The sequence below is a fragment of the Micromonospora mangrovicola genome (genome assembly GCF_047200535.1).
Classification (GTDB): Bacteria; Actinomycetota; Actinomycetes; order Mycobacteriales; family Micromonosporaceae; genus Micromonospora.
Genome location: NZ_JBJZOG010000098.1, coordinates 1 through 24,033, shown reverse-complemented (window position 1 = coordinate 24,033; position 24,033 = coordinate 1). Strand labels below are relative to the sequence as shown.

At 74.6% G+C, this 24,033-nt stretch carries 22 protein-coding genes; 13 read left to right on the top strand and 9 right to left on the bottom strand.

Going from position 1 to position 24,033, the window contains the following annotated elements:
- Positions 1 to 326: 326 nt before the first annotated feature.
- The 4 genes from ACL02O_RS27715 to ACL02O_RS27700 form a co-directional block, all read right to left on the bottom strand.
- Positions 327 to 1,550 carry an MFS transporter gene (locus tag ACL02O_RS27715; RefSeq protein ID WP_412821108.1) on the bottom strand — a complete coding sequence of 408 codons (1,224 nt, stop codon included), beginning with the start codon at positions 1,548 to 1,550 and terminating at the stop codon, positions 327 to 329.
- A gap of 64 nt (positions 1,551 to 1,614) precedes the next feature.
- A complete protein-coding gene (locus tag ACL02O_RS27710) occupies positions 1,615 to 2,196 on the bottom strand; it encodes an isochorismatase family protein (RefSeq protein WP_412821107.1) in 582 nt (193 codons plus the stop codon).
- 9 nt (positions 2,197 to 2,205) lie between these two features.
- On the bottom strand, positions 2,206 to 3,492 hold the full coding sequence (locus ACL02O_RS27705) for a nicotinate phosphoribosyltransferase (RefSeq protein ID WP_412821106.1): 1,287 nt from the start codon (positions 3,490 to 3,492) through the stop codon (positions 2,206 to 2,208).
- Positions 3,493 to 3,508: 16 nt separating this feature from the next.
- Complete coding sequence (locus ACL02O_RS27700; protein WP_412821105.1) at positions 3,509 to 6,187, bottom strand: LuxR C-terminal-related transcriptional regulator; 2,679 nt, start codon at positions 6,185 to 6,187, stop codon at positions 3,509 to 3,511.
- 191 nt (positions 6,188 to 6,378) lie between these two features.
- On the opposite strand from ACL02O_RS27700, the gene ACL02O_RS27695 reads away from it, so the two are divergent.
- The 11 genes from ACL02O_RS27695 to rdgB all read left to right on the top strand — a co-directional run bounded on the left by ACL02O_RS27695 (position 6,379) and on the right by rdgB (position 15,812).
- A complete protein-coding gene (locus tag ACL02O_RS27695; RefSeq protein ID WP_412821104.1) occupies positions 6,379 to 7,953 on the top strand; it encodes a hypothetical protein in 1,575 nt (524 codons plus the stop codon).
- Positions 7,954 to 8,068: 115 nt separating this feature from the next.
- A complete protein-coding gene (clpS, locus tag ACL02O_RS27690; RefSeq protein WP_412821103.1) occupies positions 8,069 to 8,359 on the top strand; it encodes an ATP-dependent Clp protease adapter ClpS in 291 nt (96 codons plus the stop codon).
- Entirely contained in the window at positions 8,356 to 8,859 is a 504-nt protein-coding gene (locus ACL02O_RS27685; protein ID WP_412821102.1) for a DUF2017 domain-containing protein, read from the top strand. Before clpS ends, ACL02O_RS27685 begins: the two co-directional genes overlap by 4 nt.
- Before the next feature lie 55 nt (positions 8,860 to 8,914).
- The gene (locus ACL02O_RS27680) at positions 8,915 to 9,403 is read left to right on the top strand and encodes a M67 family metallopeptidase (protein WP_412821101.1); all 489 of its coding nucleotides are present in this window, start codon (positions 8,915 to 8,917) and stop codon (positions 9,401 to 9,403) included.
- 72 nt (positions 9,404 to 9,475) lie between these two features.
- Entirely contained in the window at positions 9,476 to 9,838 is a 363-nt protein-coding gene (locus ACL02O_RS27675) for a MoaD family protein (RefSeq protein WP_412821100.1), read from the top strand.
- Positions 9,839 to 9,849: 11 nt separating this feature from the next.
- The gene (locus ACL02O_RS27670; RefSeq protein ID WP_412821099.1) at positions 9,850 to 10,815 is read left to right on the top strand and encodes a PLP-dependent cysteine synthase family protein; all 966 of its coding nucleotides are present in this window, start codon (positions 9,850 to 9,852) and stop codon (positions 10,813 to 10,815) included.
- A 225-nt stretch (positions 10,816 to 11,040) separates the two neighbouring features.
- On the top strand, positions 11,041 to 11,796 hold the full coding sequence (locus ACL02O_RS27665; protein ID WP_412821098.1) for an MBL fold metallo-hydrolase: 756 nt from the start codon (positions 11,041 to 11,043) through the stop codon (positions 11,794 to 11,796).
- A 93-nt stretch (positions 11,797 to 11,889) separates the two neighbouring features.
- Entirely contained in the window at positions 11,890 to 13,032 is a 1,143-nt protein-coding gene (locus ACL02O_RS27660; protein WP_412821097.1) for a glycosyltransferase family 4 protein, read from the top strand.
- Positions 13,029 to 14,186, top strand: a complete 1,158-nt coding sequence (locus ACL02O_RS27655; protein ID WP_412821096.1) for a glycosyltransferase — start codon at positions 13,029 to 13,031, stop codon at positions 14,184 to 14,186. The genes ACL02O_RS27660 and ACL02O_RS27655 overlap by 4 nt, the downstream gene beginning before the upstream one ends.
- Positions 14,187 to 14,469: 283 nt before the next feature.
- Positions 14,470 to 15,198, top strand: a complete 729-nt coding sequence (gene rph, locus ACL02O_RS27650; RefSeq protein WP_412821095.1) for a ribonuclease PH — start codon at positions 14,470 to 14,472, stop codon at positions 15,196 to 15,198.
- Entirely contained in the window at positions 15,195 to 15,812 is a 618-nt protein-coding gene (gene rdgB, locus ACL02O_RS27645) for an RdgB/HAM1 family non-canonical purine NTP pyrophosphatase (RefSeq protein ID WP_412821094.1), read from the top strand. The genes rph and rdgB overlap by 4 nt, the downstream gene beginning before the upstream one ends.
- 57 nt (positions 15,813 to 15,869) lie before the next feature.
- Here the strand turns inward: rdgB and ACL02O_RS27640 are convergent, their stop codons facing one another.
- Positions 15,870 to 16,586 carry an SDR family oxidoreductase gene (locus ACL02O_RS27640; protein ID WP_412821093.1) on the bottom strand — a complete coding sequence of 239 codons (717 nt, stop codon included), beginning with the start codon at positions 16,584 to 16,586 and terminating at the stop codon, positions 15,870 to 15,872.
- Between the two features lie 102 nt (positions 16,587 to 16,688).
- On the opposite strand from ACL02O_RS27640, the gene ACL02O_RS27635 reads away from it, so the two are divergent.
- Positions 16,689 to 17,525 carry a helix-turn-helix domain-containing protein gene (locus tag ACL02O_RS27635; protein ID WP_412821092.1) on the top strand — a complete coding sequence of 279 codons (837 nt, stop codon included), beginning with the start codon at positions 16,689 to 16,691 and terminating at the stop codon, positions 17,523 to 17,525.
- A 172-nt stretch (positions 17,526 to 17,697) separates the two neighbouring features.
- Positions 17,698 to 18,291 carry a dihydrofolate reductase family protein gene (locus tag ACL02O_RS27630; protein WP_412821091.1) on the top strand — a complete coding sequence of 198 codons (594 nt, stop codon included), beginning with the start codon at positions 17,698 to 17,700 and terminating at the stop codon, positions 18,289 to 18,291.
- Between the two features lie 290 nt (positions 18,292 to 18,581).
- On the opposite strand, the gene hutH is transcribed toward ACL02O_RS27630, so the two are convergent.
- From hutH to ACL02O_RS27610, 4 genes are all read right to left on the bottom strand, one after another.
- Positions 18,582 to 20,120: a histidine ammonia-lyase gene (gene hutH / locus ACL02O_RS27625; RefSeq protein WP_412821090.1), complete on the bottom strand. Its 1,539-nt coding sequence runs from the start codon at positions 20,118 to 20,120 to the stop codon at positions 18,582 to 18,584.
- Positions 20,108 to 21,310: an imidazolonepropionase gene (gene hutI / locus ACL02O_RS27620; RefSeq protein ID WP_412821109.1), complete on the bottom strand. Its 1,203-nt coding sequence runs from the start codon at positions 21,308 to 21,310 to the stop codon at positions 20,108 to 20,110. The genes hutH and hutI overlap by 13 nt, the downstream gene beginning before the upstream one ends.
- 71 nt (positions 21,311 to 21,381) lie before the next feature.
- Complete coding sequence (locus tag ACL02O_RS27615; protein ID WP_412821089.1) at positions 21,382 to 22,743, bottom strand: formimidoylglutamate deiminase; 1,362 nt, start codon at positions 22,741 to 22,743, stop codon at positions 21,382 to 21,384.
- On the bottom strand, positions 22,740 to 23,969 hold the full coding sequence (locus tag ACL02O_RS27610; RefSeq protein ID WP_412821088.1) for an allantoate amidohydrolase: 1,230 nt from the start codon (positions 23,967 to 23,969) through the stop codon (positions 22,740 to 22,742). Before ACL02O_RS27610 ends, ACL02O_RS27615 begins: the two co-directional genes overlap by 4 nt.
- Between the last annotated feature and the right edge of the window lie 64 nt (positions 23,970 to 24,033).

The following is a 24,033-nucleotide window of genomic DNA, read 5'->3' as shown; positions in this document are numbered from 1 at the left end:
TCGACCTGAAGTTCCCCGAGCTGGCCGCCGGGCGGACCCTGGCCGGCCCGCCGGAGGGCGGCGCGAAGCCGCTGACCAGCGCCGCCAACGGTGGCGCCAGCTACCAGGACGACACCTCCGGAAACCGCGACTGACACCGGCGCGCACGCCACACGACGGGCGCCGCACCCCACCGGGTGCGGCGCCCGTCGCCATTTTCCGACCCTGTCCTCCTGTCCCCGTGCAGGTGATCAAGGAGTTTGCGTCCGAATCGAGGGCTGATCCGACGCAAACTCCTTGATCACCTGCTGCCTCCGTCTGCCGGCCGTCCCTCTGAAGAGAGGGAATCAGGCGGGGGAGGGGGTCAGTTCGGGGTCGGGGGTGGGGGTGGTGGGGACGACGGGCGTACGGCGGTGGCGCAGCTCGACGGGGAGCACCGCCAGGGCCACCAGGACGCCGATCGCGCCGGTCACCACGAAACCCCACAGCGGGGCCGACGCGTCGATCACCGCACCGGCGAGCGGCGCGCCGAGGGCGATGCCGACGGTGACCGCCGAGCCGTGCAGGCCCATCGCCTCGCCGCGCACGCCGGCCGGGGCGAGCCGGCTCACCGCGTCGGAGGTCGAGGCGATCGTGGGCGCGCAGAGCGCGCCGGCCGGGACGAGCGCGAGGCAGAGCAGCCACCAGTGGGCACCGCCCAGCCCGACCGGAATCGTGGTCAGGCTGAGCGCCGCCATCAGGACCAGCGGCGCGAACGAGCGAGTGACCGCCCCGTACGCGAAGCCGCCCACCAGCGAGGCCACCGCCCAGGCGGCCAGCACGGCACCGGTCCACCCGACCTCACCGCCGGCCCGCAGCACCGCCACCACCGCGACATCTGTGCCGCCCAGCACCAGGGTGGCCGCCAGGCTCACCGTCAGGACGGCGAGCAGCCGGGGGGTGAGCCACTCCCGGCGGGGCACCTTCCGGTGCGGTCCGACCGGCTCGCCGACGCTGCGGGTGGGCGGGTCGAGCAGCCAGAGCCCGATCCCGGAGGCGACGATCCCGGCCCCGACCGCCCACATGGTGATGCGCGGCGATCCGGCGGTGGCGAGCGCCACGGCCAGCGCCGGGCCGACCATGAACGACAGCTCCACCGACATCGAGTCCAGCGCGTACGCCGGGCGGCGGCGTTCGGCCGGTACCAGCGCCGCGACCGACTGGCGGACCACCGAGAAGACCGGCAGGGCGAACAGCCCGGCCAGGAAGGCCGCCGGCAGCAGCACCGGGTACGACAGGGTCGGCGCGCCGGCCCAGAAGACGCCCTCCGCGACCGTGGTCAGCAGCAGCACCGGGCGCAGGCCGCGCCGGTCGACCAGCCGGCCGAGCAGCGGGGAGCCGAGCGCGGCGCCGACGGTCGACGCGGCGCCGACCAGGCCGGCGGCGCCGTAGCCCCGGCCGAGGTCCAGCACGACGTGGAAGGTGAGCGTCACCCCGGTCGCGGTGAGTGGGACGCGGGCCAGCACCGACACCAGCAGCAGCGACCGGAGACCGGGCAGGGCGAGCGCCTCCCGGTAAGGCTTCAAGTTCACGACGGTCCGTACCTCCGGCGGACATCCTCAGCCGGAGGTGCGACGGTCGCAACCAATTACCTGGTCAAGCGGTCCTGATCACAGGCTTGCCGACCATGGTCACGTCGGCCCCCGCCAACGCCCGCAGCGCCACGTCGAGGGTATCCGGCGCCACCGCGGCGGTGAGGTCGAGCAGCACGGTGGTGTGGAAGCCCTCCCGGGCGGCGTCCAGCGCGGTTGCCCGCACGCAGTGGTCGGTGGCGATCCCCACCACGTCGACCCGGTCGACGTCGTGCCGGCGCAGCCAGTCGGCCAGGCACTCGCCGTCGCCGGCGTGCCCCTCGAAACCGGAGTACGCGGCGGCGTGCTCGCCCTTGTGGAAGATCGCCTCCACCCGGTCGGTCTCCAGGTCGGGGTGGAACTCCGATCCGGCGGTGCCCACCACGCAGTGCCGGGGCCAGGAGTCGACGTAGTCCGGCGGGTTGCCGAAGTGCGGCCCCGGGTCGATGTGGTAGTCCTTCGTCGCCACCACGTGGTCCCAGCGGTCCGGCTCGGCGGCCAGCAGCCGGGAGATGCCGGACGCCACGCCCGCCCCGCCGGCCACGGCGAGCGAGCCGCCCTCGCAGAAGTCGTTCTGCACGTCCACGATGATCAACGCGTTGCTCATGCGACCTCCTCAGACCGAGGGTACGACGGTCACCGGGATGGCCGGGTCGCCGCCGGAGAGCTTCAGCCCCTCCCAGGGGATGGAGATCAGGCACTGCCGCAGGTGCTCCCGCGACTCGTCGAGGGTGGGCAGCGCCACCGGTTCACCCTCCACGATGAAGGAACGCTGGAGCAGCCGGTCGTTCGGCTGCCGGTCCGGCACCCCCTGCGGCACGATGATCTCCTCGGTGGCGGTGCCGGTCGGCTTGTGCCGGCGCACGGCCACCTTCCGCCCGCCGATGGTGGCCTTCTGCTCGGAGCGCTTGACCACCGGCCGCCCCTCGACCTCGACCAGCTTGTAGACCAGGCCGGCGGTGGGCGCGCCCGAGCCGGTCACCACGGCGGTGCCCGCGCCGTACATGTCGACCGGCTCGGCGGCGAGCGTGGCGATGGAGTACTCGTCCAGGTCGCCGGAGACGATGATCTTCGTCTCGGTGGCCCCGAGCGAGTCGAGCAGCTCCCGGGACTGCTGGGCGATGACGGTCAGGTCTCCGGAGTCGATCCGGATCGCCCGCAGCTCCGGCCCGGCCACCTCGATCGCGTTCCGGATGCCCTGGCTGATGTCGTACGTGTCGACCAGCAGGGTGGTGTCCTTGCCCAGCGTGGCGACCTGCGAGGCGAACGCCGCCCGCTCGTCGTCGTGCAGCAGGGTGAACGCGTGCGCGGCGGTGCCCGCGGTGGGGATGCCGTACAGCTGCCCCGCGGCGAGGTTGGAGGTGAACCGGAACCCGGCCAGGTAGGCCGCCCGGGCCGCGGCCACCGCGGCCCCCTCGTGCGCCCGCCGGGACCCCATCTCGATCAACGCCCGGCCGCGGGCGGCGGTGACCATGCGGGCCGCCGCGGCGGCGACCGCGCAGTCGTGGTTGAGCACCGACAGCACCAGCGTCTCCAGCACCACGCACTCGGCGAAGCCGCCGGAGACGGTGAGGATCGGGGAACCGGGGAAGAACAGCTCACCCTCGGCGTACCCTTCGACGTCGCCGGTGAAGCGGTAGCCGGTCAGCCACTCGGCCGCCCGGTCGTCCACCACCCCGGTACGGCGCAGGAAGTCGACCTCCGCGGCGTCGAACCGGAACTCCCGGATCAGCTCGACCAGCCGGGCCGTTCCGGCGACCACTCCGTAGCGCCGGCCGCTCGGCAGCCGCCGGCTGAACACCTCGAAGACACAGCGGCGGTCGGCCGTGCCGTCCCGCAGGGCGGCGCTGACCATGGTCAGCTCGTAGTGGTCGGTCAGCAGCGCGGGGCGAAGGGTGCTCACGCCCCCAGCCTAGAGTTCAGACCGGATCGGTGCCGTCGTGGCCCGGCATGGACCGCAGGGCCGCCCGCAGCTCGGCCCGGCCGGCCACCCCCAGCTTGCTGTAGACCCGCTGGAGGTGGTTCTCGACCGTGCGGCTGGACAGGTAGAGCCGCTCGGCGATGGCCCGGCTGGTGGCGCCCTCGGCGGCCAGCCGGGCCACCTCCCACTCGCGCTCGCTGAGCGCCGGGCGGAGCAGCCGCAGTGCCGGGGTGGACACCCCGTCGCAGCGGCGGAGCAGATCGGCGAGGCGTTCCCGGGCCGCACCGGTCGCGGCGGCCCGGCTGCGCCCCGCCCTGTGCAGGGCCATCGCGGTGGCCTCGGCGGCGTGCACGACCAGGTCCCGTGCGGCGAAGTCGTCGGCGACGGCGAGCAGTTCGGCGGGGGAGTGGTCGACCGCCGCGCGGGCGTACCGGGCGACCAGCGGGGGGAGGGTCCCGTCGACCCGCTCGGAGAGTTCGGCCAGGCGCTGAGCCACTGTCCGCCGCCCACCGTCGATGCAGGTGGGTCCGACCGGGGCGCCGGCCTGGCCGAACCGGACCAGGTCGAGCAGGACCAGCAGCTCGTGGCCCGCGAAGCCGTCCTCGCGGAGCCGGTCGGCCAGCGCGCACAGGTGCTTGGTGGCGGCCGGCAGGTCACCGGCGGCGGCGTGCACCGCGCCCCGGGCCTGCTCCAGCCACGGGTACAGCACGGCCATGCCCGGGGCGTGGGTGCGGTCCGCCTCCGCCATCGCCTCCGCCGCGTGTGTCGCGTCGCCGCGCAGCGCCGCCGCCTGGGCCCGCTCGGCGTGCGCCAGGCCGGCGTACACCCGGCTGGTGGCGAGTACCGCGCAGGCACCCAGGCTGGTCTTCAGCGCCTCGTCGCTGTGCCCCCGCAGCCGGGCCGCGTACGCCTGGAGGATGGCCAGGTAGCCGGTGCCGAGCCGGAAGTCCCCGGCGCCGGCCAGGTCGGCGAACTCGTCGGCCACGATCGCGTCGATGCCGGACAGGTCGCCGGAGAGCGCCAGCCGGGTGCCCCGGGCCAGCTCCATCGCGAGTTGGAGGTACGGCATGTCGTCGCGCCAGCGGGCCACCTCGGCCTGCACCCGGGCGATCGCGGTGGCGCTGCACCGGTACTGCCCCCGCGCGGCGTGCAGGTGGGCGATCGTGCACCGGGCGAGCTCCCGCGCGGCCACCGGGGCGGCCGGCCGGTCCAGCACCGCCTGGGCGAGCCGCAGCGCCGCGTCGGTGTCCAGCCCGTGCAGGCGCATGATCGCCTCGAAGGCGCGGGCGCGGGCCCGATCGGCCGGGTCGGTCAGCTCGTCGGCCCGCGCGGCGATCTCGTCCACCGTGGACTCGCGGCTGAGTCCCCAGTAGCTGACCATCGCGCGCACCGTCAGCCAGCGGCTGCGCCGCTGGTCGTCGGTGACCTCGCCGGCCACCGAGTCGAGCACCTGGATCGCCTCGTCCGGCCGGTCGCCGAACATGAGGATGGTGGCGAGCAGTTCGGCGGCGTCGGAACCGCCTTCGGCCTCCAGGGCGGCGCGGGCCAGCCGGGTGGCCAGCGGCACGTCGTACCGGCCGAAGGCCTGGGCGGCCGCGTCCAGCAGCAGTGCCGGGTTCTGTGCCGTGCCCGAGTCCAGGCGCCAGACGGCCACCCGGAGCAGGTCGTCCCGGCGCCGCTTGCCGACCTGTTCGAGCAGTTCGGCCAGGGTGGCCTGGAGCCGGCGGGTCCGGCTGACCGGGCACTGCCGGCGCATCACCTCGCCGTAGAGGGGGTGGGCGAGCCGGACGTTCAACCGCCGGTCGTCGTGGACCATGGTGATCAGGCCGCGCTCCTCCGCGGTCTCCACGTCGGCCGGGTCGACCGCCCGCTGAAGCAACTGCAGGCCGAGCGGCTCGCCGAACGCGACCAGCTCGACCACCGCCCGTACGCCGGGGGTCAGCCGCCCGATCCGGGTGTCGATCAGGTCGGTGAGGCTGGGCGCCAGTTCGAGCCGGCCGGTCCACTTCCAGATGCCGTACGTCTGGCTCAGCTCGTCGCCGCCGGAGGCGGCCAGCACCAGCTCGCGCAGGAGCAGCGGATTGCCCGCGGAGAGCCGGAACAGCCGCTCCGCGGTGCCCGCGTCGACCGGCCCGCCGAGGATCGCGGTGAGCAGCCCGGTGGTCTCGGCCGGGCCGAGCGGCGCGAGCTCGACCAGCTCCACCAGGTCGTCGGTCCACAGCGCCCGGATCGGCAGCGGAATCTGCTCGCCGTTGCGCAGTGTCCCGATCACGGTCGCGTTCTCGGCCCGGGCGATGAGGTGGACCAGCGCGGCCGACGGCGGGTCGAGCAGGTGCGCGTCGTCGATCGCGAGCACGATCGGCCGGCCGGCGGCCTGCTCCTGGAGCAGGTCCACCGCCCACCGGAGAATGCCGGCGGGGGAGAGCCCCTGCGGTTGCTCGGCCGGGAGCACCTGGACCAGCCCGCCGAAGGGCAGTGCGGCGGTGGTGGCACTGGCCGAGACCGACCAGATCGCGTACCGGTCGGTGGGCAGGGCGGCGATCCCCTCGCGGAGCAGCCGGCTCTTGCCGACCCCGGCGCTGCCGCTGAGGAGCAGCCCGCGCCCCTCGGGGCCGCCGACTGCCGACAACAGACGGTTGAGCTCATCCCTTCGGCCGACGAAGTCCCACCGACTCATCGGTGCAGCATATCGACGGTAATCCGTCCGCGTGTACACCGTCACGCAGCGAAGTTGAGTAATCTGTCGATTACCGGTGAGTATCGGCGGTGTTCTGGGTCGGACTCCCGACACCCTTACTCTTCTGCCACCACGGATATCCCCGATGCGATCTGGTCACGACGCCGGTCGCCCAACCGGGAGGCCGCTTGATGAAACCGGGTCCTCTGCGCTCGGTCGACGTGCCCCATCCGGGCGGGCCGGCCGAGCCGCCGCGCCGCGCGCGGCTGCCCAGCCGGCTCGGGGTGGCCGACCCCGGCGCGGACGAGCCGCTGGCCGTCGTCGTCGCGGGCCCGGCCGGCGCGGGCCGGCGTGAGCTGGTCGCCGGTCTGTTCGACCTGGAGCCCGGGATGCTGGGCGTCCCGGACGGCAGCTACCTGCTCGTCAACCACGCACGGGTGCCCACCCGGGCCGCCTACGTGCCGGGCTACCGCCAGCCGCACTCGTACGGCGCCGATCCGCTCGCCGCGGGTCCGGCCCTGGCCCGACCGCCGCGCCGCGTGGAACTGAGCCTGCCCGACCCGCTGCTGCGCCACTTCGCCGTGCTCGACACGCCGGACACCGACTCGCTCGGCGTTGCGGGCGGCCGGGTGCTGCTCGACGCCGCCGGGCGGGCCGGTGCGCTGCTGTTCGTGATCTCCGCCGAGCAGGCGTTCACCGCGGCCGAGCTGAACCTGCTGGCGGAACTCGCCCGGACCCGCGTCGAGGTGCTCTTCGCGATCACTCCCGGGGTGGCCGGCTGGGCGGCCCCGGCGGCCCGGCCGACGGCTACGGAGGGCGCGGGGGCGTCCGTCCCGTCGGTCATCCGCCCGGGCGCTGCGGGGCCGCGCCCGGGCGGGCGTCGGGTCGACCCGGTGGAGGTCTCCCTCGCGGCGCACCGCGCCGCCCTGCTGGCGGCGGTGCCCGGGCTGGCCGACTCCCGCTGGTACGCGGTCCGGCAGGTCGACCTTGCGGTCCTGCGCCGGGCGCTGGTGGGCTGGGCGGCGGACGAGGGGCTGCGGCGGGCCAGTGCCCGGCCGCCGGAGCCGCCCGGCGTGCACGGCAGGGTGGCGGTCCGGCCCGGGCTCCACCCGGGTGACCTCACCGGGCGGCTGGACCGTGAGGCCCGCTCCTGTGCCCAGCGGATCCGGCAGCACCTCGCCCTGGAGTTGGCCAACATCCATCTCCGGGTGGTGCAGGAGATCGTCTTCGGGGTCGGCTGCGCCGGCCTGCCGCAGCTGCTCGACCGGGAGATGGAGGCGTTGTCGCTGCTCGCCACCGCCCAGTGCGACGAGGCGGCCCGGGGCATCCTCGACGACACCGCCGCGCAGGTCTTCGGGGCGCCGTTGGCCGAGGGGGTCCGCCACCGGATCACGCACGCCGTCCGGTGGGGTCTCGCCGACCATCCCGCCGGCCGGGAACTCGACCGGGTGCTCCTCGTCACCAGCACGGCCGGGGTGGCCGGGCTGACCGGCGGCGGAGCGTTCGACGCGCTCTCCGGTTTCCCGGGCGCGGAGCGGGACGAGGTGCTGCCCCCGGTCGGGGTGGCGCTCTCCGGCGGCTGCTGGCAGCACTGGCGCGCCCCCGGCAACAACGACCCGAACGGCGCGCGGTCCTGGGCGCAGCGGGCGCTGCGCGAGGTCGAACTGGAGCTGTCCCGCGAGGTGTCCCGCCGCTTCGAGGTGATCCGTCTCTCGCTGGGCGCGGTACTCACCGATGCAGTCGAACATGGCATCCTGCTCGCCTGACGTGAGCGCTGTGAGCCGGCCGGCCGCGTCGCCGTACGCGGCCCGGGAGGGTGATCCGGGCCGGCCCGGCGTTCCGGTTCATCGGTTCCCCGGATCCGGTGGCACGATGGGGGGCATGGCGGCTCCACAGGTTGCACCGGTCGAGAGGCCGGACACCGACGAGGTGCCGGCGTCCGACCGGCCCTGGGTGACGATTGTCTGGGACGATCCGGTCAACCTCATGACGTACGTGACCTGGGTGTTCCAGAAGCTCTTCGGGTACAGCCGGGAGAAGGCCGAGCAGCTCATGCTGGATGTGCACCACAAGGGCAAGGCGGTGGTCTCCAGCGGTGCCCGGGAGCGGATGGAGCACGACGCGTCCCAGCTGCACGCGTACGGTCTCTGGGCGACGGTGGACCGCTCATGAGCATGTTCCGTCGCCACAGCGAGCGCTACGTGGCCACCTTCGCGGTGGACGAGGTGCGGGTGCTGCGCAAGGTGGCCTCCGAGGTGGTGGGCCTGCTCACCGACGGCTTCGACCACGGCGATCCGGTGGTCGGCCGGCTCTTCCCCGAGGTCTATCCGGACGACGCGGCGGGCACCGCCGAGTTCCGCCGCTACACCGAGGGCGACCTCAAGACCGCCAAGATCGACCAGGCTGGCGCGATCCTCGCCGCGCTGCCCGACGGCGAGGTCGGTGGCGAGGTGCGGCTCGACGCGGAGGCGGCCGAGGCGTGGCTGCGCGCGCTCAACGACGCCCGGCTGGCGATGGGCGTCCGGCTGGAGATCAAGGACGGCACCGACCTGGGCGAGGAACTCGACGATGCGGTGGCCGAGGACCCCACCTCGTCCCGGGTGTTCCAACTGTCGGTCTACGCGTATCTCGGATATCTGCAGGAGTCCCTGCTCAACGCCTTGATCGACTGACCCGTGACGGTCACCACCTCGCCACCCGGGACCCCCGGGCGCTAGGCTGGTCCGCGTGCTGAGCATCGACCGGTCGATCATCGACGCGATCGTGGCCCACGCGCGTCGGGACCACCCGGACGAGGCGTGCGGCGTGATCGCCGGCCCCGCCGGCAGCGACACCCCGACCCGGCACATCCCGATGGAGAACGCCGCCCGCTCCATGACGTTCTACGAGTTCGACTCGATGGAACAGCTGCGGATCTGGCGTGAGATGGACGACCGCGACGAAGAGCCGGTCGTCATCTACCACTCGCACACCGCGACCGAGGCGTACCCGTCCCGTACGGACATCTCGTTCGCCGGCGAGCCGGGGGCGCACTACCTGCTCGTCTCGACCCGGGAACCCGACGCGGAGGAGATCCGTTCCTTCCGCATCGTGGACGGCGTGGTCACCGAGGAGCCGGTCAAGATCGTGGATGCCGCCGTGGACCCGCACGCCGTGCAGTCCTACATGTTCGGGCAGAGCCCGGCGACGGTCGACTACGAGTGTTCCGGTCGCTGATTTCCGCAGCGCCGGCACACCCATCTTTCTCCCGTCACCTGGCACGACCCTGAACAAGGAGCACGAGACATCATGGCCATCGAGGTTCGCATCCCCACCATCCTGCGCAGCTACACCGGCGGCGCGAAGGCCGTCGAGGGCACCGGCGACACCCTGGGCGACCTGCTCACCGACCTGGACTCCCGGCACGGCGGCCTGAAGGGGCGTCTGGTCACCGACGCCGGCGCACTGCACCGGTTCGTCAACGTCTACGTCAACGACGAGGACGTCCGCTTCCTCGGTGCGCTCGACGCCAAGCTCAACGACGGCGACAGTGTCACCATCCTGCCGGCCGTGGCCGGCGGCGCCTTCGGCTTCGCCGCCGCGGCGGCGATCGCGCAGCACAGCGCGGCGGCTGCCGCGAGCACCGGTGCGGCGCGCGTAGCGCGCCGCTGAGGGCGGTCGCCATGGCACGGTACGAAAGCCTGCTCGACGCATGCGGCGGCACGCCTCTGATCGGACTGCCCCGGCTCTCGCCGACGGTGCCCGAGGGGGCGCCGCCGGTGCGGCTCTGGGCCAAGCTGGAGGACCGGAACCCGACCGGCAGCATCAAGGACCGGGCGGCCCTGTTCATGGTCCGCGCGGCCGAGGCGGCCGGCCGGCTCCGGCCGGGTGACACCATCCTCGAACCGACCAGCGGCAACACCGGCATCTCGCTGGCTATGGTGGCCAAGCTGCGCGGCTACCGGTTGGTCTGCGTGATGCCGGAGAACGTCTCCTCCGAGCGGGTCCAGCTGCTCCGGATGTACGGCGCGGAGATCATCTTCTCGCCGGCCGCGGGCGGCTCGAACCAGGCCGTGGCCACCGCCAAGCAGATCGCCGCCGAGCACCCCGACTGGGTGATGCTCTACCAGTACGGCAACGAGGCGAACGCCCGGGCCCACTACGAGACGACCGGGCCGGAACTGCTGCACGACCTGCCCACGATCACCCACTTCGTCGCCGGGCTGGGCACCACCGGCACCCTGATGGGCACCGGACGCTACCTGCGCGAGAAGGTCGAGGGCATCCAGATCGTCGCCGCCGAGCCGCGCTACGGCGAGCTGGTCTACGGTCTGCGCAACATCGACGAGGGGTACGTTCCCGAGCTCTACGACGCTGCGGTGCTCTCCCGGCGCTTCTCGGTGGGCACCCGGGACGCGGTGCTGCGGACCCGGCAGCTCGTCGAGGTGGAGGGGATCTTCGCCGGCTTCTCCACCGGCGCGATCCTGCACGCCGCCCTCGCGGTGGCGCACGAGGCGGTCAAGGCCGGTCGCGGCGCCGACGTCGCCTTCGTCATCGCCGACGGCGGCTGGAAGTACCTCTCGACCGGCGCGTACGGCGGCACCCTCGCGGACGCCGAGGAAGCCCTGGAGGGTCAGCTCTGGGCCTGACAGCCCGCGGTTCGGGTCGGTCGGCGGCACCCCGTCGACCGGCCCGACCGTCATGTCCAGGACCGGACGCGTACGGGTGTCACGTTGATGACAACTTCCGGTAGACGATTCTTGCCCGACCGGGCCGGCGCGTAGGCTGCGCAGCGTGGCGTACGCGTCGGTAGAGATCATCGGCGGAGCGACTGTCGGCGCGTCGACTACCAAGCGTGATATTGAGGCGACCCGATGCGACTGACCGTCCTCGGCTGTGCGGGCAGCTTCCCCGGGCCCGAGTCCCCCTGCTCGGCCTATCTGGTGGAGGCGGAGGGGTTCCGACTGCTGATCGATTTCGGTTCGGGGGCGCTGTCCAACCTCCAGCGCTACGTCGGGCTGCACGCCCCCGACGCCATCCTCCTCACCCACCTGCACTGCGACCACATCCTCGACGCGGTGTCCTACGTGGTGGTGCGGCGCTACGCCCCGGACGGCCCGTACCCGCCCCTGCCGGTCTTCGCCCCGGCCGGCGCACCCGACCGGCTCGCCGCCGCATCCGACATGTACGGGCAGGAGAACAACACGGTCGAGGACGTCTACCGGTTCTACGGCCTGCAACCCGGCACGTTCCCGATCGGCCCGTTCAGCGTCACCGTCGACCGGATGAACCACCCGGTGGAGACGTACGGCGTGCGGTTGGAGCACGACGGCCGGGTGTTCTGCTACTCGTCGGACACCGCGCCCTGCGACGCGCTGCTGCGCCTGGCCCAGGGCGCCGACCTATTCCTCTGCGAGGCCAGCTACCTCGACGGCGTGGAGAACCCGCCGGACCTGCACCTCACCGGCCGCGAGGCCGGCGAGTACGCCACCAAGGCGGCGGTGGGCCGCCTGCTGCTCACCCACCTGGTGGCCGCCTGGGGCAGCGAGTCGCACACCGTGGAGGCGGCCGCCGGGGCGTACACCGGGCCGCTGGACGTGGTGCGCCCCGGCGCCTGCTACGACGTCTGACCCACGGCGGCGGCGCGCCGCGTTGCCGCAGTGTTCGCCGCCGCGTCAGCGGCCGGTCGCCTGTCGCACCAGTCCGGACCGCACCCTCGGGCCATGCGGATCGCCATCGTGACCGAGTCGTTCCCGCCGGACGTGAACGGCGTGGCGCACTCCGTCGTCCGGACCGCGGAACACCTGCTGGCGCGCGGCCACGAACCACTGGTCATCGCGCCCGCCCCGGCCGGCGGTCGGCGTCGCGCCACCGACCGGCAGCCGTACCCCGTGGTGCGGATCCCGAGCGTGCCGCTGCCGCATTACCAGGGCTTCCGGCTGGGCGTACCGACCACCCGGCTGGCCGCCGCCCTGCTCGGCCACCGGCCGGACGTCGTGCACCTCGCCAGCCCGTTCATCCTCGGCGCGGCGGGCGCCAGCCTCGCCGCCCGGCACGGGCTGCCGGCCGTCGCGGTCTACCAGACCGACGTCGCCTCATACGCCCGCGCGTACCGGGTGGGTTGGGGCGAGGCGGCCGCCTGGCGCCGGATCCGCGGCATCCACAACTCGGCGCAGCGCACCCTCGCCCCCTCGACCCGGGCGGCGGCTGACCTGATCGCCAACGGCGTCCAACGGATCTGGCTGTGGCGGCGCGGCGTCGACGCCGAACGGTTCCACCCGTCCCGGCGCAGCGAGGAGCTCCGCCGCGCCCTGGCGCCCGGCGGCGAGGTGCTCGTCGGGTACGTGGGCCGGCTCGCCCCGGAGAAGCGGGTCGACCTGCTGGCCGCGACCGCCGGGCTGCCCGGCGTACGGGTCGTGGTGGCCGGCGACGGCCCGGCCCGCCCGCAGCTCGAACGGACCCTGCCCGGGGTGCGGTTCCTCGGCGTCCAGCACGGCGAGGCGCTCGCCCGGCTGTACGCCAGCCTCGACGTCTTCGTCCACACCGGGCCGCACGAGACGTTCGGGCAGACCCTTCAGGAGGCCGCCGCCAGCGGGGTGCCGGTGGTCGCCCCGGCCAGCGGCGGCCCGGTGGACCTGGTCCAGTCGGGCGTCACCGGGCTGCTCGTGCCTCCCGACGACGGGGACGCGTTCGCCGCCGCCGTGACGGAGCTCGCCACCGACCCGGCCCGGCGGGCCGGCTACGGCCTGGCCGCCCGGGTCGCGGTGAGCCGACGCAGTTGGAGCGCGGTGGGGGACGAACTGATCGGCCACTACGCGGCGGTGCGGACCGGTACGCCGGCCCCGGGCCTGTCGGCGTGGGGATGACCGGCCGTCCGGCCCGCGTGGTGCGGGTGGCGAACTTCGTCACCGGCCGCTCCGGCGGCCTGCGTACCGCGCTGCGGCACCTCGGCGAGGGCTACCTCGCCGCCGGCCACGAGCCGGTGCTGGTCATCCCCGGCACCCGGTACGGCGACACCCGCCGCCCGTGGGGCCGCGAGATCACCCTGCCCGGGCCGGTGGTGCCGGGCAGCGGCGGCTACCGGGTGCTCACCGACCGGCGGCGGCTGGCCCGGGTGCTCACCGACCTGGCGCCCGACCGGTTGGAGGTTTCCGACCGCAGCACCCTGCGCTGGACCGGCCGCTGGGCCAGGGCGAACGGGGTGCCCTCGGTGATGGTCTCCCACGAGAGCCTGACCGGGCTGCTCGGGCAGTGGCGGCTGCCGGCCGCCGCCGCCCGCCGGGTCGCCGACCGGTTGAACCGGGAGACCCTGCGCGACCACGACCGGATCGTCTGCACCACCGGCTGGGCCGCCGAGGAGTTCGTCCGGCTGGGCGGTCCCGGCGTCGACCTGGCGCCCCTCGGCGTGGACCTGGCCACGTTCCACCCGCGCCGCGCCGACCCGGCGCTGCGCGAGCGGTACGCCGACCACACCGAGGTGCTGCTGGTGCACTGTGCCCGGCTGTCCGTGGAGAAGCGTCCCGACCTGGCGGTGGCCACCCTGTCCCGGCTGCGTCGGGCCGGCGTACCCGCGGTGCTGGTGATGGCCGGGGACGGGCCGCTGCGGCCCACGCTGGCCCGGCGGGCGGCCGACCTGCCGGTGCATTTTCCCGGCCACCTGCCCGACCGCGCGGCGCTCGCCGCCCTGCTCGCCACGGCGGACGTGGTGCTGGCGCCCGGGCCGGTGGAGACCTTCGGCCTGGCCGGGCTGGAGGCCCTCGCCTGCGGCACCCCGGTGGTGGCCAACGCGGCCAGCGCCCTGCCGGAGGTGATCGGACCGGGTGGGCTCGCCGCCTACGGGACGCCGTCGGCGCTCGCCGACGCCGTGGTCCGGGTGCTGGAGCGGCCGGCGGTGACCCGGCGCGCCGCCGCCCGTGGCCGGGCCGAGCAGTTCGGCTGGCCCGCCGCCGTCGCCGGCTTCCTGCGGGCGCACGACCTCGACGCCGGACCCCGGTGCTCCGGAGTGCCGGCGACCACCTGATCGGCCGCGCGGTCCGGCGGGGCTGAAGTGTCGCTTCGCCGTTCCCGGTACCGCCGGCACACCTCCTCCGGCGCCTTTGCTCTGCCGCACCGGACGCAACACTGGAAGCGCTTCGCTGTTGCGCGGGATGCAGCAGAGCAAAGGCGGCGCGCAGGGTGGACACCGGGTGCCGGGCACCCCGGTGCGCACCCCCTACGCGCCGCCACGGCGCCGTGCACCCGGCGACGCCGCCGCTCCCGGCACCCCGGGACGGTTCGAGCACCGGACCGCATAGGGTGCAGGCATGGCGCGACCTGACGGGCGGCGGCCCGACCAACTCCGACCGGTGACCCTGACCCGGGGCTGGAGCACCCATCCGGAGGGCTCGGTCCTCGTCGAGTTCGGGGCGACCCGGGTGCTCTGCACGGCGAGCGTGACCGAGGGGGTGCCCCGCTGGCGCAAGGGCTCCGGCCTCGGCTGGGTCACCGCCGAGTACGCGATGCTGCCCCGGGCCACGAACACCCGCTCCGACCGGGAGAGCGTCAAGGGCAGGATCGGCGGTCGGACCCACGAGATCTCCCGGCTGATCGGACGCAGCCTGCGCGCCTGCGTCGACCTGAAGGCCCTCGGCGAGAACTCGATCGTGCTCGACTGCGACGTGCTCCAGGCCGACGGGGGCACCCGCACCGCCGCGATCACCGGCGCGTACGTGGCCCTGCACGACGCGGTGACCTGGCTGTCCGAGCGCAAGGCGCTCGCCGGCAAGGTGGAGAAGGTGATGCACCGGTCGGTGGCGGCGGTCAGCGTCGGCATCATCGCCGGTGAGCCGCGACTCGACCTCTGCTACGACGAGGACGTCGCGGCCGAGGTCGACATGAACGTGGTCTGCACCGGCACCGGCGACTTCGTCGAGGTGCAGGGGACGGGCGAGGCCGGCATCTTCGCCCGCGATCAGCTCGACGCCCTGCTCGACCTGGGCGTGGCGGGCTGCCTGGAACTGGCCGACGCGCAGCGGAAGGCGCTCACCTCATGAACAAGGTTCTCCTCGCCACCCGGAACCGCAAGAAGCTGGTCGAGCTCCAGCGGATCCTCGACGGCGCGCTCGGCGCGCACCGGATCGCCCTGCTCGGACTCGACGATGTCGAGGAGTATCCGGAGCTGCCGGAGACCGGCCTCACCTTCGGCGAGAACGCGCTGATCAAGGCGCGGGAGGGTTGCCGGCGTACCGGCCTGCCGACCATCGCCGACGACTCCGGGCTGGCCGTGGACGCGCTCAACGGCATGCCGGGCGTGTTCAGCGCCCGCTGGGCCGGCCGGCACGGCGACGACCGGGCCAACTTCCACCTGGTGCTGGACCAGGTCGGCGACGTGCCGGACGAGCACCGGGGCGCCGCCTTCGTCTGCACCGTGGCGCTGGTGCTGCCCGGCGGCAAGGAGCACCTGGTCGACGGGCGCCAGCCCGGCCGCCTGCTGCGCGCGCCGCGTGGCGAGGGCGGCTTCGGGTACGACCCGATCTTTCTCGGTGACGGCCAGGAGCGGACCAACGCGGAGCTGACTCCGGAGGAGAAGGACGCCGTCAGCCACCGTGGCAAGGCGCTGCGCGAGCTGGCGAAGCTGGTCGCGAAGGTCCTGCCGCCCGCCGCCTGATCCGGCCCGGGCCACCCTCGCCGTCGGCGGAACCGGACGGCGAGGGGACCACCCCGGTCACACCAGCCGGTGTCCGCCTTCGACGTGCAGCACCGTCCCGGTGATGAAGTTGTTCTCCAGCACCGCCACGAAGGCCCGGGCGATGTCCGCGGGGTCGCCCACCCGGCCGCCGGGCAGCCGCTCCGCCATGGCCGCCAGCCGCTCGTGCTTCGCGGCGCCGGCGAAGGTGTCCCAGATCGGGGTGTCCACCCATCCCGGGGAGACCGCGTTGACCCGGACCGGGGCGAGTTCCAGCGCCAACGCCCGCACCAGCGACTCCAACGCCCCGTTCGCGGTCGCGACCATCGAACCGCCAGCGGCGGGGCGGTAGGCGGCGATGCCCGAGGTGAAGGTGAGCGAACCCGACGGGGCCACCGCGACGTGCTTGGCGACCAGCCACGGCCCGAGCACCTTGGTGCCGAGGACCGCCCGCGCCGCGTCGAGGTCGAAGTCGGCCAGCGGACCGTACGCGCCGGTCATGTCGGCGGCGGTGACCACCACGTGGTCCAACTGCCCGCACTCGCCGGCCAGCCGCCGCACCTGATCCTCGTCGGCGACGTCGACCGGACGGGTGCGCAGCCGATCGGGTGCGTCCAGCCGGCGCGCCGCCTCGGCCAGGCGGTCGGCCGAGCGGCCGGCGATGGTCACCTCCGCGTCGCCGCGCAGCAGCAGCTCCGCCAGCGCCAGCCCCATGCCCGAGCCGCCGCCGACGATGAGGATTCGAGAACGTGTCATGCCGTCCAGGTTTCCGGGCCGTCCGGCCAGCCGGCAGACCGTGCCGGGACCGGCCCTGACAGGGCCACCCCCGGGTGCCGGCCGGGGTGTCAGACTCGACCGGTGGTTGACCGTGGCGCCCTCGGCGAGTTCCTGCGCAACCGGCGAGGCCGGATCGGCCCCGCCGAGGTCGGTCTGCCGGCGGGCACCGGTCGCCGGCAGACCCCCGGCCTGCGCCGCGAGGAACTGGCCGCGCTCGCCGGGGTGAGCGTCGACTACTACGTCCGGCTGGAACGCGGCCGGGACACCAACCCGGGCCCCGCCGTGCTCGACGCCCTCGCCTCGGCGCTGCGCCTCGACGACGACGAGCGGGCCCACCTGCACGCGCTGGCCCGCAACGCGGCCGGGCGTCCCGCGGGTCGACCGCGTCCCGCCGCCGTCGTCCGGCCAGGGCTGCGGCTGCTGCTGGCGGGCGTCCGGCCCACCCCGGCCTTCGTGTTGAGCCCCACCAGTGACGTGCTCGCCGCCAATCCGGAGGGGTACCGGCTGCTGGCCGGGATCGAGCAGTGGCCGGGGGAGCGTCGCAACCTGATCCGGTACGTCTTCGTCCACCCCGCCGCCCGCACGCTGTTCGTGCCGTGGCGGCGGATGGCCGAGGACTGCGTGGCGCACCTGCGTACGGTCGCCGCAGCCGACCCCGAATCACCCGAGCTGGCCCGCCTGGTGGCCGAGCTGTCCGGGGCTGCCGAGGAGTTCGCGGCCCTGTGGCGGCACTACGACGTACGGGTCAAGAGCGGCGCGCGCCGCACCTTCCGGCACCCCGGGGTGGGCCGGCTGGAGCTGACCTCCGAGATCCTCACCGCCCCCGACGGGCAACGGTTCGTCGCCTTCCAGGCCGACCCCGCCACCCCGGACCGGGACGCGGTCGCCCTGCTGGCACACGCCCCCAACTACCGCTGAGGCCGGTCAGCGGGCCAGGAAACGCGTTTTCACGGTGGCGGCGGGGCTGCCGAGGTGAGGCGGCGGTCGGCGCGTGTCGAAGACACGCGCCTGGCTCCGTCCCAGCCGGTGACAGAGCTGGTCCGCGCCGTAGCCGTGGGGCGGCGGACGACCATCGGTAGGAGGCCGCTGGATGCGCAAGGTGATCGCAGACGAGTGGATGACCCTGGACGGGGTGGTCCAGTCTCCCAGCTATCCCGATGAGGACGCGACCGGAGGCTTCCGGCACGGCGGCTGGCATGCCCGCTACCTCGAAGACCTGTCCATGCGCTGGGTGATCGAGAACGTACGCGGCGCGGGCGGCTACCTGTTGGGGCGCGGCACGTACGAGATCTTCGCGGCCCACTGGCCGACGGCGCCGCAGGAGCAGCAGGTACTCGCCGAGCCCTTGAACAGGTTGCCGAAGTACGTCGCCTCGACGACTCTCGAGGAGCCGCTCGGCTGGCCGAATTCGACGCTGCTGCGCGGCGATGTCGGTGCGGCCGTACGCGCGCTGAAGGCGGAGGAGGGCAGGGACCTGCACGTCATCGGCAGCCCCGGGCTCGTCCAGAGCCTGCTGGCCCTGGGTCTGCTGGACGAACTCCGGGTGATGATCGATCCGCTGGTGGTTGGTGGCGGCAAGCGCCTCTTCCGGGACGACGGCGCACACCGTGCGCTGCGGCTGGCCGACAGCCAGGTGACCAGCACGGGCGCGGTCATCGCGACCTACGCTGTCGCAGGGGACTGACCCGCTGACGGCCGGCGGTGCACTCCAGCTGTTGCCGGTGTCGGCGCTTGCGGCGGAGCTGTTCTCAAGCACTGCACGAGCGGTCCGGAGCAGCACCCGAACCTCCTGCCGATGAGCGAGTGGCCCGAGGACGAGGTCACGTCGTGCGCGTCCTGGCGCCGCAGGTGCTCGGCATCCTCGTCCGCCGGGAACGACTTCGCGGCGGCCGAGGATGCCGAGCAGGACGCGCTGCTGGAGGCGCATCGGTGCGGTCACCAGCCGCCGCAGCGGTGGGCCGACCGTCGCACCGGTCAGCCCAGCGACCCGACCTCCCGCTCGATCGCCGCCCGCAGGTCGGCGCCGCGCAGCACCTCCCGCGCGGCCTCCATCAGCGGGGCGAGGAACACGTCCGGGCCGGGCTCGCCGGCCACCGCACCGAGCGCGGCCAGCGCGGCCCGGCCGGCCGGGGACGGGGTCAGCGGGGCGCGCAGCTGGAGCCCGCGTACGGCGGCCAGCAGCTCCACCGCGAGCAGGCTGGTGAGGTTGTCCAGCACGGTGCGCAGCTTCTTGGTCGCGGCCCAGCCCATCGAGACGTGGTCCTCCTGCATGCCGCTGGTGGGCAGCGAGTCGACCGAGGCGGGGGCGGCCAGCCGGCGGTTCTCGGCGACGATCCCGGCCGCCGTGTACTGGGCGATCATCAGGCCGGAGTTGACCCCGGCGTCGGGGGAGAGGAAAGCCGGGAGGTCGCGGGAGCGGGTGACGTCCAGCAGCCGGTCCACCCGGCGCTCGGCGATCGCGCCCACCTCGGCGGCGGCGATGGCCAGGTAGTCGGCGGCGAAGCCGAGCGGCGCGCCGTGGAAGTTGCCGGTCGACTCGACCCGCCCGTCCGGCAGCACCACCGGGTTGTCCACCACGGACAGCAACTCGCGACCGGCCACCACCTCGACGAAGTCGAGGGTGTCCCGGGCCGCGCCGGCCACCTGCGGCGCGCAGCGCATCGAGTACGCGTCCTGCACCGCGTGCGCCAGGTCGTCGCGGTGCGAGTCCATCACCGCCGAGTCCTGCAGCAGCCGGTGGATGTTCGCCGCCGACGCCGCCTGACCGGGGTGCGGGCGGATGGCGTGCAGCTCGGGCAGGAACGGCCGCTCCGAGCCGAGCATCGCCTCGATCGCGAGCGCGGCCGTGACGTCGGCCATGGCGAACAGGTGCCGCGCGTCGTGGATGGCCAGCAGCAGCATGCCCAGCATGCCGTCGGTGCCGTTGATCAGCGCCAGCCCCTCCTTGGCGGCCAGCTCGATCGGCTCCAGCCCGACCCGGGGCAGCGCGTCGGCGGCCGGGATCCGGTCGCCGGCCGGGCCGAGCACCCAGCCCTCGCCGAGCAGCACCAGCGCGCAGTGCGCGAGCGGGGCCAGGTCGCCGGAGGCGCCCAGCGAGCCGTGCTCCGGCACCCACGGGGTGACCTCGTGGTTGAGCAGGTCCACCAGAGCCTCGGCGACCAGCGGCCGGACTCCGGAGCGGCCGAGGGCGAGCGAGCGGACCCGCAGCAGCATCATCGCCCGGACCACCTCGCGGGGCATCGGCGCGCCGACCCCGGCGGCGTGCGAGCGGATCAGCGCGTGCTGCAGCTCGGCCCGCCGCTCCGGCGCGACGAACGTGTTGGCGAGCGCCCCGAACCCGGTGGAGACGCCGTACACCGGGCGTCCGGCGGCCTCGATGCCGTCCACGATGGAGCGGCTGGTCGCCATCGCCTCCACCGCGGCGGGGTCGAGGACGACCTTGGCGGTGCCACGGGCCACGGCGAGCACGTCGGCGGGGGAGATCCCGGTGGGCTGGATGACTACGGTCGACATTGCGGCACTCCGTTGTGCAGAACCTGGCGGATCAGCGGCACACCCGGCCGGTAGGCCAGGTGCAGGTGGGATGGGGCGTCGAGGATCATCAGGTCGGCCCGCGCGCCCCGCGCGAGCCGGCCCACGTCGGTGCGGCGCAGCGCCGCCGCCCCGCCGGCGGTCGCCGCCCAGACGGCCTCCGCCGGGGTCATCCGCATCTCGCGTACGGCGAGGGCGATGCAGAACGGCATCGACGAGGTGAACGACGAGCCGGGGTTGCAGTCCGTGGCGAGGGCCACGGTCACGCCCGCGTCGAGCAGCCGCCGCGCGTCCGGATACGGCGACCGGGTGGAGAACTCGGCTCCGGGCAGCAGCGTGGCGACGGTGGTGGTGTGCAGGCCGTCCGGGCACATGCAGCCGACCCGGTGCGAGGCGAGCGCGTCGACGTCGGCGTCGGACAGGTGGGTGCAGTGGTCCACGCTGGCCGCGCCGAGCTCCACCCCGAGCTGCACGCCCGGGCCGGGCCCGAGCTGGTTGGCGTGCACCCGCACACCCAGCCCGACGGCCTGCCCGCAGGCGAGGATCGCCCGGGCATGGTCCACGTCGAAGGCGCCCCGCTCGCAGAACACGTCGATCCAGCGGGCGTACGGGGCGGCGGCGGCCAGCATCGGCCCGCAGACCATGCCCACGTAGTCGTCCGGGCGGTCGGCGTACTCGGCGGGGACGACGTGCGCCCCGAGGAAGGTGGTGTCCTCGCTGAACTCGGCGGCGATCCGCAGCGAGCGGGCCTCGTCGGCGACGGTGAGGCCGTACCCGCTCTTGATCTCGACGGTGGTGGTGCCCTGCCGCATCATCTCGGCGCGCAGCCGCCCCACGGTGGCGCGCAGGTCGTCGTCGGACGCGGCGCGGGTCGCGCCGACGGTGGTCCGGATGCCACCGCCGGTGTACGGCTCGCCGGCCATCCGGGCGGCGAACTCGGCGGCGCGGTCGCCGGCGAAGACCAGGTGGGCGTGACTGTCCACGAACCCGGGCAGCACCGCCGCCCCCGCGGCGTCGATCCGCCGGTCGGCGGCCGGGGCGTCCCGGGCCGGCCCGACCCAGGCCACCAAGCCGTCCTCGACCAGCAGGGCGGCGTCGCGGCGGATGCCCAGCGGCCCGCCGTCACCGCCGATGTCGTTCGTGACCAGCTCTCCGATGTTGTCCACCAGCAGGCTGCCGGTGGCGCGCGTCGCCGGCCGTACCGGGTCTCCCGGCCGGGCCGGCCGGTGCTGCCAGGCGCCCGTCACGAGGTGACCTCCTGGATGGCGTGGCGCAGCTCGGCCGGGACGTCCACGGTCAGGTGCCGGCCGTCGGCGACGACCGGCCGCCCGTCGACCACCACGTGCGTGACGTCGGCGGCGGTGGCCGCGAAGAACGCGCCGACCGGCGGCACACCGGCGGTCCGGGCGCTGTCCAGCCGTACGGTGACCAGGTCGGCCCGGTCGCCCACCGACAACCGCCCGGCATCGCCCCAGCCGAGCGCGGCGTGCCCGGCCACGGTCGCGGCGGTGAGCAGCTCGACGGCGGCGAAGTGCCCCCGCCGCCGGGTGCGCAGCCGCTCGTCCAGCTCGACCGCGCGGGCCTCCTCGAAGAGGTCGACCACGGCGTGGCTGTCGCTGCCCAGGCTCAGCGGGCTGCCCGCCTCGGCCATCCGGCGGGCCGGCCCGATCCCGTCGGCGAGGTCCCGCTCGGTGGTGGGGCAGAGGCAGATCCCGGTCCGGCTCTCCCCGAGCAGGCCGACGTCGGCGCTGGTGGGGTGGGTGGCGTGCACGGCGGTGGTGTGCCGGCCGAGCGCCCCGTGGTCGGCCAGCAGCCGGGTCGGGGTGCAGCCGTGCGCGGCCCGGCAGGCGTCGTTCTCGGCCGGCTGTTCGGAGAGGTGCACGTGCAGCGGCACGCCGTTGCGGTCGGCCCAGCCGGCCACGGTGGCGAGCTGCTCGGCCGGCACCGCGCGGACCGAGTGGATGGCGGCGCCGACCCGGGCATGGCCGTTCTCGGGCCGGAACGCGTCGACCCGCTCCGCCCAGCGCAGCGCGTCCCCGTCACCGAACCGGCGCTGCGGTCCGGTCAGCGGCGCCCCGTCCACGCTCGCCGTCAGGTAGGCGGTGTCCAGCAGGGTGACCCGGATGCCGGCGTGCGCGGCTGCCTCCACCAGCGCCGCCGACATCGCGTTGGCATCGTCGTACGGCTTCCCGTCCGGCCCGTGGTGCAGGTAGTGGAACTCGCCCACGCAGGTGATCCCGGCGAGCGCCATCTCGGCGTACACGGCCCGGGCCAGGGCCAGGTACGAGTCCGGGTCGAGCCGGGCCGCGACGGTGTACATCACGTCCCGCCAGGTCCAGAAGTCGCCCCGCCCGCCGTGGGTGCGCCCGCGCAGCGCCCGGTGGAAGGCGTGCGAGTGGGCGTTGGCCAGCCCCGGCAGGGTCAGCCCGGGCAGCCGGGCGGCGTCCCGGAGCACCTCCACCCCGGCCATCGGCGCGCCCCCGCCGCCGACCAGCGGCGTGACGGCGGTGATCCGGCCGTCCACGGCCTCGATCAGCACGTCCGGCGTGGGCTCGGCGTGGTCGGGCAGCCAGGCGTACTCGGCCAGCCAGCGGGTGGCGGTCATCCCTCTCGCCCCCATCCGGGCTGGGTCGTCGGTGCGGCCAGTTCCGCCAGCACGCGGGCCAGGGCGGTCACCCCGGCGGCGCAGTCGGCGTCGGTGGCGGACTCGGCGGGGGAGTGCGACACCCCGGTCGGGTTCCGCACGAACAGCATCGCGGTGGGCAGGTGCGCGGCCAGCACCCCGGCGTCGTGTCCGGCCCCGGTGGGCAGCACCGGCGCGTCCAGCAGCCGGGCCAGCCGGTCGGCCAGCCCACCGTCGAACGCGACGAGGGGGGTGGCCGACTCCTGCGTGCAGGTCAGCTCGGTGCCGTCCCGCCGCGCCCGCTCGGCTGCCTTGGCCTGGACCGCCTCGACCAGACCGTGCAGCGTCTCCGGCTCGGCCGCCCGGGCGTCCAGCCAGCCGGTCACCCGCGCCGGGATGGCGTTGGTGGCGTTCGGCTCCACCGACACCCGGCCGACCGTGGCGTGCGCGTCGCGCAGCCGGGCCTCCTTGTTCGCCGCGAGCACGGTGAACGCGTAGGTGAGCATCGGGTCACGGCGGTCCGCCATCCGGGTCGTACCCGCGTGGTTGCCCTCGCCGTGGAAGTCGAACCGCCAGCGGCCGTGCGGCCAGATCGCGCTGGCCACCGCCACCGGGGCGGCCTGGTCGACCAGCGCGCGTCCCTGCTCGACGTGCAGCTCCACGAAGGCCGCGAAGCGGCCGAGCAGGTCCGGGTCGGCGCCCGCCGGGCGGTCCCCCAACGCCTCGGCGAAGCTCACCCCGGCCCCGTCGCGCAGCCCGGCCGCGCGGTCCACCGCGATCTCCCCGGTGAGCAGCCGCGACCCCAGGCAGGGTACGCCGAACCGGCCGCCCTCCTCCTCCACGAACGCGGCCACCACCAGCGGCTGGACCGGCGTGACCCCGGCGGCCCGCAGCTCGTCCACGGCGAGGAACGCGCTGACGATGCCGAGCGGCCCGTCGTAGGCTCCGCCGTGCGGCACCGAGTCGAAGTGGCTGCCGGTCAGCACCGCCCCGCCGGCCGCCGGGTCGCCCCACCAGGCGAAGAGGTTGCCGTTGCCGTCCTCCTGCACCGGCATGCCGCGCTCGTCGGCCTGCTCCCGGAACCAGGCCCGCAGCCACAACTCCGGCTCGGTCAGCGCGAAGCGCAGGTAGCCGCCGCTGCCCGCGTCCCGCCCGACCGGGGCGATCTCGTCCCAGAGCTTGCGGAACCGGGCGGCGAGGTCGCTCACGCCGGCCCCTCCGTTGTTCGCGACTGCGGGGCTCCGCTGCCCTTCGCTCCTCGCGCTCACGGCC

Bases quoted from the DNA above. Each gene is read 5' to 3' on its own strand.
- ACL02O_RS27710 (WP_412821107.1), bottom strand. From the start codon at position 2,196: ATGAGCAACGCGTTGATCATCGTGGACGTGCAGAACGACTTCTGCGAG.
- ACL02O_RS27700 (WP_412821105.1), bottom strand. From the start codon at position 6,187: ATGAGTCGGTGGGACTTCGTCGGCCGAAGGGATGAGCTCAACCGTCTG.
- ACL02O_RS27695 (WP_412821104.1), top strand. From the start codon at position 6,379: ATGAAACCGGGTCCTCTGCGCTCGGTCGACGTGCCCCATCCGGGCGGG.
- clpS (WP_412821103.1), top strand. From the start codon at position 8,069: ATGGCGGCTCCACAGGTTGCACCGGTCGAGAGGCCGGACACCGACGAG.
- ACL02O_RS27685 (WP_412821102.1), top strand. From the start codon at position 8,356: ATGAGCATGTTCCGTCGCCACAGCGAGCGCTACGTGGCCACCTTCGCG.
- ACL02O_RS27675 (WP_412821100.1), top strand. From the start codon at position 9,476: ATGGCCATCGAGGTTCGCATCCCCACCATCCTGCGCAGCTACACCGGC.
- ACL02O_RS27670 (WP_412821099.1), top strand. From the start codon at position 9,850: ATGGCACGGTACGAAAGCCTGCTCGACGCATGCGGCGGCACGCCTCTG.
- ACL02O_RS27665 (WP_412821098.1), top strand. From the start codon at position 11,041: ATGCGACTGACCGTCCTCGGCTGTGCGGGCAGCTTCCCCGGGCCCGAG.
- ACL02O_RS27660 (WP_412821097.1), top strand. From the start codon at position 11,890: ATGCGGATCGCCATCGTGACCGAGTCGTTCCCGCCGGACGTGAACGGC.
- ACL02O_RS27655 (WP_412821096.1), top strand. From the start codon at position 13,029: ATGACCGGCCGTCCGGCCCGCGTGGTGCGGGTGGCGAACTTCGTCACC.
- rph (WP_412821095.1), top strand. From the start codon at position 14,470: ATGGCGCGACCTGACGGGCGGCGGCCCGACCAACTCCGACCGGTGACC.
- rdgB (WP_412821094.1), top strand. From the start codon at position 15,195: ATGAACAAGGTTCTCCTCGCCACCCGGAACCGCAAGAAGCTGGTCGAG.
- ACL02O_RS27640 (WP_412821093.1), bottom strand. From the start codon at position 16,586: ATGACACGTTCTCGAATCCTCATCGTCGGCGGCGGCTCGGGCATGGGG.
- ACL02O_RS27630 (WP_412821091.1), top strand. From the start codon at position 17,698: ATGCGCAAGGTGATCGCAGACGAGTGGATGACCCTGGACGGGGTGGTC.
- hutH (WP_412821090.1), bottom strand. From the start codon at position 20,120: ATGTCGACCGTAGTCATCCAGCCCACCGGGATCTCCCCCGCCGACGTG.
- ACL02O_RS27615 (WP_412821089.1), bottom strand. From the start codon at position 22,743: ATGACCGCCACCCGCTGGCTGGCCGAGTACGCCTGGCTGCCCGACCAC.